Source organism: Streptomyces hainanensis, from assembly GCF_004348415.1.
GTDB classification, from domain to species: Bacteria; Actinomycetota; Actinomycetes; order Streptomycetales; family Streptomycetaceae; genus Streptomyces; species Streptomyces hainanensis.
In genome coordinates this window covers 1-9,026 of sequence record NZ_SMKI01000326.1, presented here as the reverse complement: position 1 = coordinate 9,026, position 9,026 = coordinate 1, and the positions used below count along the sequence as shown (strand labels likewise).

The following is a 9,026-nucleotide window of genomic DNA, read 5'->3' as shown; positions in this document are numbered from 1 at the left end:
CACCCACCCCGGGCGCCCCGCATCACACGGAGGTGCGATCCCCCGGCGTGAGCCGCGCGTGGAGGGAGCGCGCGGCGGCGTCGGTGAGCGCGGCGATCTGGTCCACCACCACCCGGAGCCGCTCCCGGTCGTCGGCGGCGGCCGCGAACAGCGCCCGGTACTGCGGGTCGAGGCCGTCGGGGGCGCGGGCGATCAGGGCCTCGCCGAGCTCGGCGAGCAGCCGCCGCTGCCGCCCCCGCAGCAACTCCTGGTCGGGGCGCTGCATCACGTGGACGTCGGCGACGGCCTTGAGCACCGCGCACTCGAGACGGGCGTCGGCCGGCACCACCAGGTCGGCGGCGTAGCGGCGCAGCGGGCCCGGGCCGTGGCGCTCGCGGGTGGCGTGCTCGGCGGCGAGGCAGAAGCGGCCGATCAGCTGGCTGGTGGCGTCCTTGAGGCGCGCCTGGGCGCGGGCGCTGCCGTCGTAGCCGTGCGGCCACCAGTCCTGGGCGAGCAGCCGGTCGAGGGCCGCGGCCAGCTCGGCCTCCTCGGTGCCGTCGGGGGCGTAGCGGGCGGCGGCGACGGCGAAGACCTCGCGGCGCTCGGGCTCGGCGAGCAGCAGGGCGGGGTCGAGGTGGCCGGCGTGCAGGCCGTCCTCGACGTCGTGCACGGAGTAGGCGACGTCGTCCGACCAGTCCATCACCTGGGACTCGAAGCAGCGGGCGGTGCCCCGGGAGTCGCGCCGCAGCCAGTGGAAGACGGGGAGGTCGTCCGCGTAGACGCCGTACTTGGGTGAGGCGGGCGTGGTGGGGTGGGCGCCGCGCGGCCAGGGGTACTTGGTGGCGGCGTCGAGGGTGGCGCGGGTGAGGTTGAGGCCGAGCGGGCGCTCCGTGCCGTCCCCGGGGTCGGCGACGTGCTTGGGTTCGAGCCGGGTCAGCAGCCGCAGCGACTGGGCGTTGGCCTCGAAGCCGCCGCAGGAGTCGGCGATGGCGTCCAGGGCGCGTTCGCCGTTGTGGCCGAACGGGGGGTGGCCGATGTCGTGGGCGAGGCAGGCGGCCTCCACGATGTCCGGGTCGCAGCCGAAGGCGGCGCCGAGGTCGCGACCGATCTGGGCGCACTCCAGGGAGTGGGTGAGCCGGGTGCGCGGCGCGATGTCCCACAGGTGGCGGTCGGCGTCGTCCGGCGTGACGACCTGGGTCTTGCCGGCGAGCCGGCGCAGCGCCGCCGAGTGCTGGACGCGGGCCCGGTCGCGCTGGAAGGCGGTGCGGCCCGGGCGCTTGTCGGGCTCGGGGTCGTATCTCTCGGCGTCGGCGCCACCGTACCCGGCTGTGTCGTGCATACCCCGAAGGTAACCGCCGGGGGTGACGGTGGGACGGTCAGGGCGCGACGGCCAGGGTGGCGCGACGGCGGGCGGCGAGCGCCCGCCCGTCCGCGACGCGTGGCGCGCCGATGGCCCGGTCGTAGCGGTGCAGCAGCAGCCTGGCCAGCGCCGGGTGGCTGCCGAGCGGGGCCGCGACCACGCCGGGCGCGGCCTCGGCGCAGCGGGTGGCGAAGAGTCCGGGGGCGACGAAGCAGGAGGCGACGGCGATCTCCCGGTGGCCGGCCGCGCGCAGCCGGTCGACGGCCTCGGGGACGGTGGGCCGGGCGGCCGAGGCGTAGCCGGGCAGCACCGGGACGCCGCCGAGTCGGGCGGAGAGCATCTGCGCGGTGTACTCGGTGCCGGCGCTCGACTCGGGGTCGTGGGATCCGGCGGCGGCCAGCACCACGGCGGCGCCTCGCCGGTAGCCGGCCTCGACCAGCCGGTTGTGCAGGGCCTCGGCGAGCAGCGGGTGCGGGCCGAGGGTGGCGGCGGTGACGGCGTCCAGGTGCGGGGCGTCGGCCAGGACGGCCGGGATGTCGTGCTTGACGTGGTATCCCCGGCTGAACAGCAGCGGCACGAGCACCGCGCGGCCGTGCAGCCTGGCCAGGGTGTCGGGCAGCGGGGGCCGGTCGTTCTCCAGGTGCCCGAGCTCCACCCGCAGCCCGGGTCGCAGCGCGCGGACGCGCCGGACGAGGGCGTGGACGACCCCTTCGGCGCGCGGGTCGGGGGAGCCGTGGGCGACGGCGACCAGGGTCGACGGGGTGCGGGTGCTGCTCATCCCGCCAGCGTGGGCCCGTTCCGTTGCGTCGGTATTGCCTGGGTGTCACCAATGGCCACAGCTGTGCTCACGGTGGCCCGGTCGGCCGGCTGAGCGGGGCGTGGCCGCGGCAGGAGTTGCGGGGCGCGGAGCGCCCGGCAGCATGGAGTGCATGGACGACCTCAGTGAGCTGGCCGAGCGCTATCTGGCCCTGGCGCAGGCCGCCGACCACGGCCGCAGCGCCCATCTCTTCCTCCGGGACGGGCCGCTGCGGCAGAGTGTGATCGCGCTGACCGCCGGCTCCGAGCTAGAGGAGCACACGGCCCCGCCGGCGGCCAGCCTCCAGGTGTTGCGCGGCCGGGTGCGGCTGATCGCCAGGGACGGCGAGGTGGAGCTGCGCTCCGGGGAGCTGATGAAGATCCCGCAGACCCGGCACGGGCTGCGGGCCCTCGACGACTCGGTGGTGCTGCTGACCTCGGTGACGGCCACCCCGGAGCCGGTCGTCGTATACGACACCCGGCGCGAGCGCCACCCTGCGTGAGCCCGGCGGCCGACCCCAACGGGGCGATACCACCTGCCCGTTAGAGTGCGTGAGGGCCGGCGGACCGTCGGATGGGGATGTTCCGGGGGGAATCGGATGGATGACACGCGCCCTGTCGACCGCGCCGCGTACGGCGGCGGCCCGCCGGGCGGCGAGGGTCTGGACGTCGACGCCCTGCTGCGGGACCACCTGTCCGCGGCCACGCTGTTCACCCGGGCCCTGCTGGTGGTCGGGCTCGGTCTCGGCGTGGGACTGGTGGCCGGGGGACTCGACGTCGTCGACCGGGGCCCCGGCGACGCCGTCCTGCCGCTGGTCACCGGCACGCTGCTGGTCGCCGGCACCGGCGCGGGCCTGGTCAGGGGAGCGCTGCGGGCCAGGGAGACCAACCGGCTGTTGGCCCGCGAGCTGGCGGGCCGGTCGTCGCGGCCGGAGGCGTCGGCCCGCCGACTGCTCTGGGGGACGGTGTCCAGCGTCGCGCTGCCGCTCGGCCTGGCCTGTCTCTTCGGCGGGTTCCTGGCCGGCGGTGGTGAGCCGGAGCCCCTGGTGGCCGGCGCCTTCCTGACCTGGGCCGCGCTGCTGGTCGGCGCGGGCCTCGCCGGCCTCGCGCGGGCGCTCCGGCACCGCGGCGGGCCGTCGATCCGCGCGGCGCTGTCGGCCGACGTCGAGCCCAGACGGCGGCCGGTCACCGGCGCGGCGCGGGTGGGCGAGCCCTACCACGGTGCCGGGGGCGGAACGGGTGCCGCGCACCGGGTCGACGGCGGGCTCGTCGGCGCGGGCCCCGGCCGCTCACGGGCCGCGACCGTGCTGCTCGCCCTGGCGGGCGCCGCGCTGTGCGGCGCGGCGGCGTTGGCCGCCGCGTTCCTCCCGGCGCGCGTCGGGGACGACGCCGTCTGGCCGCTGCTCGCGCTCGTCCTGGTGCTGCTCGGGCTGCTGCTCGTCCGGCTGGTGCGCCGCACGATGGCCGTCTGGCACCTGCTGGTCTTCGTGGTGGCCGGCCTGGTCCTGCTGGGCACCGCCCTGGCGAGCGCCAGGACCCTCATCCTGCTGGACCGCGGCGAGTGGATCAGGGCCGAGGTGGTCGACACGTACACGACCAAGGGGCGTAACGCCACCCGGATCTGCGTGCTGCGGCCCGAGGAGGCCGGTCGGCCGCTGGAGCAGGGGCTCGGGCAGTGCCGCCGGCCCGAGGTCGGCGACTGGCTGTGGGTCTTCGCCGACCCCGAGGACCGGGTGGCACCCGAGTCCTCGGAACCCGGCCTGCTGTTCCCCGGCTGGACCGGCGCCGTCGGCTTCGGGCTCCTCGCGGTGTCCGCCGCGGCGGGCGCCGCCCGCGGGCACCGCCGCCGCGCCGGCCCCGGCCCGGTCGGAATGCCCGGCCCGCCGCCCGGACCACCGTGAGCGCGACCAGCCGCCAGGAAATCCCTACAGTGTGATGACCTGACCGGCATAGGAAAGGCCGGCGCCGAATCCGAAAAGCAGCACCTCGGCGTCAGCGCCGAGGCGACCGCTTTCACTCATGCGGGACAACGCCAACGGAATGGTGGCCGCCATGGTGTTTCCCGTGTCGACGACATCGGTGGCCACGACCGTGTCGTCGCCCAGCTTGAGATGGGTCGCCAGCGCGTTGATGATCCGCAGGTTCGCCTGGTGCGGGATGAACGCCGCGAGCCGGTCGGGGGAGATGCCGGCCCGGTCGCAGATCCGGCGCGCCATCGGGCCGAGGCCGCTCGCCCAGCGGTAGACCGCGGGGCCGTTCTGCCGGAGCACGCCGTCGTCCGCGTCGATGGTGATCAGCTCGCTGCGCTCGCCCGCCGACCCCCACAACACCGGCCCGATGCCCGGCCGTTCGGCCGGTTGGAGCACGGCGGCGCCGGCGCCGTCCGCGAAGAGCACGGCGGTGTCGCGGTCGGCCCAGTCGAGGAAGGCGCTGGCCTTGTCCGCGCCGATGACCAGGGCGCCCCTGCTGCTGCCGGCGCGGATCAGCGCGTCGGCCGTGGCCAGCCCGTAACAGAAGCCGGCGCAGGCGGCGTTGACGTCGAACGCGGCCGGCTCCGGCAGACCGAGGCGGCCGGCGACCCGGGCGGCGACGCTCGGCATCGTGGAGTCGGGGGTGGAGGTGGCCACCAGCACCGTGTCGACCGTGCCGCTCGGCAGCCGCTCCAGGGCGTGCCGCCCGGCCGCGGTCGCCAGGTCGACGACCGTCTCGCCCTTGTCGGCGATGCGGCGTTCCCTGATGCCGGTTCTTGACACGATCCATTCCGCGTCCACCGTGAGTCTGGCGGCGACTTCCTCCGACGTCAGGACGGTGGCCGGCAGACAATGACCCAGGGAAACGATCCGCGCCCCCGAAGCCGCGGGGGAAAGTGCGATGGTCGTCATGTATGTTCAATTTCCTGTCAGAGACAGCGTCCAAGATCCAGCCGACTATATCTGGCGCGCTCGCGCTCTCTGCCAGAAGGATTCCCGAATTCGTCCACGTGAATGCCGAATACCGCGCATCCCGACGGCCCTTTCATCCCCCGTCGCGGTGCCGACTCGGGCTGATCCCGCGTTCACGCTTGAAGGCGGCGCTCAGCGCGAAGCCGCTGCCGTAGCCGACCCGGCGCGCCACCGAGTCCACCGTGGCCTCCGGGCGGCGCAGCAGGTCGGCCGCCAGGTCGAGGCGCCAGCCGGTGAGGTAGGACATCGGCGGCTCGCCGACCAGCGCCGAGAAGCGGCGGCCGAGGGCGGCCCGGGAGACCCCGGCGCGCTCGGCCAGCGCGGCCACCGTCCACGGGTGCGCGGGGTGGTCGTGCAGCAGCCGCAGCGCGAGCCCCACCACCGGGTCCCCGTACGCCCGGTACCAGCCGGGCGCCTCGGCCTCCGGCCGGGCGAACCAGGCGCGCAGCGCGGAGGTCACCAGCAGGTCGAGCAGCCGGTCGAGGACGACCTCCTGCCCCGGCTCGTCCCTGACGATCTCGGCGGCCAGCAGCGGCAGCAGCGGCGCGCCCGCCTCGCCGTCGCGCACCACCACCACGGGGGGCAGCGCGCGCAGCAGTCGGCCGGTGATCTCGCCGGGCAACTGGTAGGTGCCGACCAGCAGTTCGGCGGAGCCCGGGCCGCCCGCCCCGGTGCCCCAGGTGCGCACCCCCTGCTCCAGCACCTCGCACAGGTCCTCGCCGGACGGGCTCACCCCGCAGCCGCCGGGCAGGATGTGCGCCCGGGGCTCGGTGGCCGGGTCGTCGGCCACCAGAAAGGTCTCGGCGCCGCCGAGCAGCGCCAGGTCGCCGCGGACGAGCCGGACCGGCTCGCTCCGCTCCGGCACCACCCAGGCGTGCTCGCGGGTCACGCACACCACGCTCAGCGGCGCCCGGTCGCGCACCAGCACCGCCCACGGCGGGTCGAGCAGCACCCGCATCAGGAACGCGCCACGGGCGCGGGGTCCCTCCAACAGGCTGCCCAGTGCGTCCATGCCGCCAGCGTAGACCGGTGAGACGAACGCTTATGCGGGCGAGCCGCCGGACCATGGGCGGAGCGCCACCGGGGCCGGTGGGATGGGGGCATGACCGAGAACCACGCGACGAACCACGCGACGAACCTCGACACCCTCAAGACGAACCACGAGATCCTGATCCTGGGCGGCACCGGCAAGACCGGACGCCGGATCGCCGCCCGCCTGCCCGGCGCCCGGGTCGGCTCCCGGGCCGGCACCCCGCCGTTCGACTGGACCGACCAGGCGACCTGGGCGCCCGCGCTGGCCGGCACGCGGGCCGCCTACCTCGCCTACTACCCGGACGTCACCGCCCCCTGGGCCTCCGACGTCCTCGGCGCCCTCGCCGAGCGCGCGGCGCGCGCCGGGGTCGAGCGCCTGGTGCTGCTCTCGGCACGCGGCCTGCCGAACGCCCGCCCGGCCGAGCGCGCGGTGCGCGAGGCCGGCACCGGGTGGACGATCCTGCGGGCGAGCTGGTTCTGCCAGAACTTCAGCGAGGAGTTCCCGGCCGCCGGCATCCGGGAGCGGGGGGAGCTGGTGCTGCCGGCGGCGCCGGACACCGTGGAGGCGTTCGTGGACGCCGACGACATCGCGGACGTCGCGGTGGCGGCGCTCACCGGGGGCGGGCTCGACGGGCGGACGCTGGAGCTGACCAGCCCCCGGGCGCTCACCCTGGCCGAGTCCGTCGCCGAGCTCGGCCGGGCCACGGGCCGGGAGATCCGCTACCGCGCCGTCTCCGCCGGCGCCTACGCCGCGCATCTGACGGCCGACGTCGGGCTGCCGACCGAGGTGGCCGGCATGCTCGCCGCGCTCTTCGAGGAGGCGCTCGACGGCCGCAATGCCGCCGTCACCGGTGACGTGGCGGCAGTGCTCGGCCGGCCGGCGCGGGACTTCGCCGACTTCGCGGCGGCCACGGCCACCGCCTGGCGGGCGAGCCCCACCCCCGCCTAGCAACCACACCAAACCACCAGGCGGATCACTTGTGCCGCTGAGTGGTTCGATGGTGTGATGGGCGGGCCGGCACCCGTCCAGCGCCGGCGGAGACGAGGAACGCAGATGGCCGACACGGACTCGGGCGGCGTCCGCAGCGTGCAACGCGCCGTGGAGCTGCTCGCCCTGTTCGACGCGGACCACCCGAGCCGGTCGCTGCGCGAGCTGGTCGAGGAGACCGGCCTCCCGAAGACCACCGTGGTGCGGCTCGCGCACACGCTGGAGCAGGTCGGGCTCCTCTGGGGCCGGGGGGACGGCCAGTACGTGCCCGGGTCCGGGCTGCTGCGCTGGGCCGAGCTGGCGGGCCACACCTGGCGGCTGCCCGAGGAGGCCCTGCGGCGGCTCGCCGAGCTGAGCGCGGCCAGCCACGGCGAGACCGTCAACCTCTATGTCCGCCAACGGGGTTCCCGGGTCTGCGTGGCCCGCCACGAGGGCACCCGCACCCTGCGGCACGTCGTCCGCGTGGGCACCAGGATGCCGCTCTGGTCGGGCGCCGCGAGCCATGTCCTGCTCTCCCGCGCCGACCGCGCCGACGTCCTCGCCGTCGCGGCCGGCGCGCCGCGTGAGGGCTGGGGCGAGCCGCTGTGGGAGCGGGTGCGGCGGGCGGCCGAGGACGGCTGGGCGGTGAGCCACGGCGAGCGCGAGCCGGGCGTGTCGGGCGTCGCCGCCCCGGTGTTCGACCGCGCCGGCCGGCTGAGCGCGGCGGTCGCGCTCGGCGGCCCGACCGTCCGCTTCACGGACGAGGCCGTCGCGGCCTTCCTGCCCCACCTGCTGTCGACCGCCCGCGCCCTGACCATCCTCGACTGCATCGGAGGTACCGCCTGATGACGACCGCCCTCCTGGAAGGGGTCCGGGTACTGGACCTCACCAACGTGCTCGCCGGGCCGTTCGCCGGCTACCAGCTCGCGCTGCAGGGCGCGGACGTCGTCAAGGTGGAGATGCCGGGCTCCGGCGACCTGGCCAGGCAGCTCGGCGCCGACCGGGCCCTCGGCGACGAGCTGCTCGGCGCCTCGTTTCTCGCGCAGAACGCGGGCAAGCGCTCGATCACGCTCAACCTCAAGGACCCGGCGGGCCGGGAGGCGCTGCTGCGGGCCGTGCGGGAGTCCGACGTGCTGCTGGAGAACTTCCGCCCCGGCGTGCTCGACCGCCTCGGCCTGGGCTGGAAGGCGCTGAGCGCCGAGAACCCGGGCCTCGTCTACTGCGCCATCTCCGGCTTCGGGCAGACCGGGCCGCTGCGCGACCGGCCGGCGTACGACCAGATCATCCAGGGCCTGAGCGGCATGATGAGCGTGACCGGCACCCCGGAGACCGCGCCGCTGCGCGCCGGCTTCCCGGTCGCCGACACGCTCGGCGGCATGGCGGCCGCCTTCGCGGTCACGGCCGCCCTGGTGCGGCGCGGCCGCACCGGCGAGGGCGCGTTCGTCGACGTGTCCATGCTGGAGTCGGCACTGACCGCGATGGGCTGGGTGACGTCCAACTACCTGATCACCGGCGCCGCGCCGCGGCCGATGGGCAACGAGAACTTCACCGCCGCGCCGTCCGGCACCTTCCGCACCGCCGACGGCTACCTCAACATCGCCGCCAACCGGCAGCAGCAGTTCGCGACGCTGTGCCGGCTGATCGGCCGCGAGGACCTGACGTCCGACCCGCGCTTCACGCACCCGGGCGACCGGAAGACGCACCGCGACGCGCTGCGCGCCGAGGTGGAGTCGGGTCTTGCCGCCCGGCCGGCCGTCGAGTGGGAGGAGATCCTCTCCGACGCCGGCGTGCCGGCGGCCCGGGTGCTCTCGGTGCCGGACGCGCTGGCCCTGGAGCAGCTGGCCGCCCGCGCGTTCGTGCGCGAACTGCCGTTCCCCGACGGCCGCGACCGGACACTCAGTGTGCTCGGCAGCCCGGTGCGGGTGGACGGGGAGCCCACCCCGGCCCCCAC

The 9,026-nt window shown here is 75.9% G+C and carries 9 protein-coding genes; 5 read left to right on the top strand and 4 right to left on the bottom strand.

The window, feature by feature from the left end; all coding sequences use genetic code 11:
• Positions 1–22 precede the first annotated feature (22 nt).
• Together E1283_RS25520 and E1283_RS25515 are read right to left on the bottom strand one after the other, a co-directional pair.
• Positions 23–1,318 carry a deoxyguanosinetriphosphate triphosphohydrolase gene (locus tag E1283_RS25520; RefSeq protein ID WP_132820498.1) on the bottom strand — a complete coding sequence of 432 codons (1,296 nt, stop codon included), beginning with the start codon at positions 1,316–1,318 and terminating at the stop codon, positions 23–25.
• A 37-nt stretch (positions 1,319–1,355) separates the two neighbouring features.
• The gene (locus tag E1283_RS25515; RefSeq protein ID WP_132820497.1) at positions 1,356–2,117 is read right to left on the bottom strand and encodes a sirohydrochlorin chelatase; all 762 of its coding nucleotides are present in this window, start codon (positions 2,115–2,117) and stop codon (positions 1,356–1,358) included.
• Positions 2,118–2,268: 151 nt separating this feature from the next.
• Here E1283_RS25515 and E1283_RS25510 point away from each other — a divergent pair, with 151 nt between their 5' ends.
• Both E1283_RS25510 and E1283_RS25505 read left to right on the top strand, forming a co-directional pair.
• Positions 2,269–2,637 (top strand): cupin domain-containing protein, encoded by a 369-nt coding sequence (locus E1283_RS25510; protein WP_132820496.1) that lies wholly within the window; start codon positions 2,269–2,271, stop codon positions 2,635–2,637.
• Between the two features lie 96 nt (positions 2,638–2,733).
• Positions 2,734–4,035: a hypothetical protein gene (locus tag E1283_RS25505; protein ID WP_132820495.1), complete on the top strand. Its 1,302-nt coding sequence runs from the start codon at positions 2,734–2,736 to the stop codon at positions 4,033–4,035.
• Positions 4,036–4,059: 24 nt separating this feature from the next.
• Here E1283_RS25505 and E1283_RS25500 read toward each other — a convergent pair whose 3' ends face one another.
• Both E1283_RS25500 and E1283_RS25495 read right to left on the bottom strand, forming a co-directional pair.
• Positions 4,060–5,016 carry a beta-ketoacyl-ACP synthase III gene (locus tag E1283_RS25500; RefSeq protein WP_132820494.1) on the bottom strand — a complete coding sequence of 319 codons (957 nt, stop codon included), beginning with the start codon at positions 5,014–5,016 and terminating at the stop codon, positions 4,060–4,062.
• Between the two features lie 133 nt (positions 5,017–5,149).
• Positions 5,150–6,088 carry an AraC family transcriptional regulator gene (locus tag E1283_RS25495; RefSeq protein WP_132820493.1) on the bottom strand — a complete coding sequence of 313 codons (939 nt, stop codon included), beginning with the start codon at positions 6,086–6,088 and terminating at the stop codon, positions 5,150–5,152.
• Between the two features lie 90 nt (positions 6,089–6,178).
• Between E1283_RS25495 and E1283_RS25490 the strand changes: the two genes are divergently transcribed.
• The 3 genes from E1283_RS25490 to E1283_RS25480 all read left to right on the top strand — a co-directional run.
• On the top strand, positions 6,179–7,057 hold the full coding sequence (locus tag E1283_RS25490) for a Rossmann-fold NAD(P)-binding domain-containing protein (RefSeq protein ID WP_132820492.1): 879 nt from the start codon (positions 6,179–6,181) through the stop codon (positions 7,055–7,057).
• A gap of 105 nt (positions 7,058–7,162) precedes the next feature.
• Positions 7,163–7,921 carry an IclR family transcriptional regulator gene (locus tag E1283_RS25485; RefSeq protein WP_132820491.1) on the top strand — a complete coding sequence of 253 codons (759 nt, stop codon included), beginning with the start codon at positions 7,163–7,165 and terminating at the stop codon, positions 7,919–7,921.
• Positions 7,921–9,026, top strand: a 1,106-nt coding sequence (locus tag E1283_RS25480; RefSeq protein WP_132820490.1) for a CaiB/BaiF CoA transferase family protein, incomplete at its 3' end; no start/stop codon positions are given. The genes E1283_RS25485 and E1283_RS25480, both read left to right, overlap by 1 nt.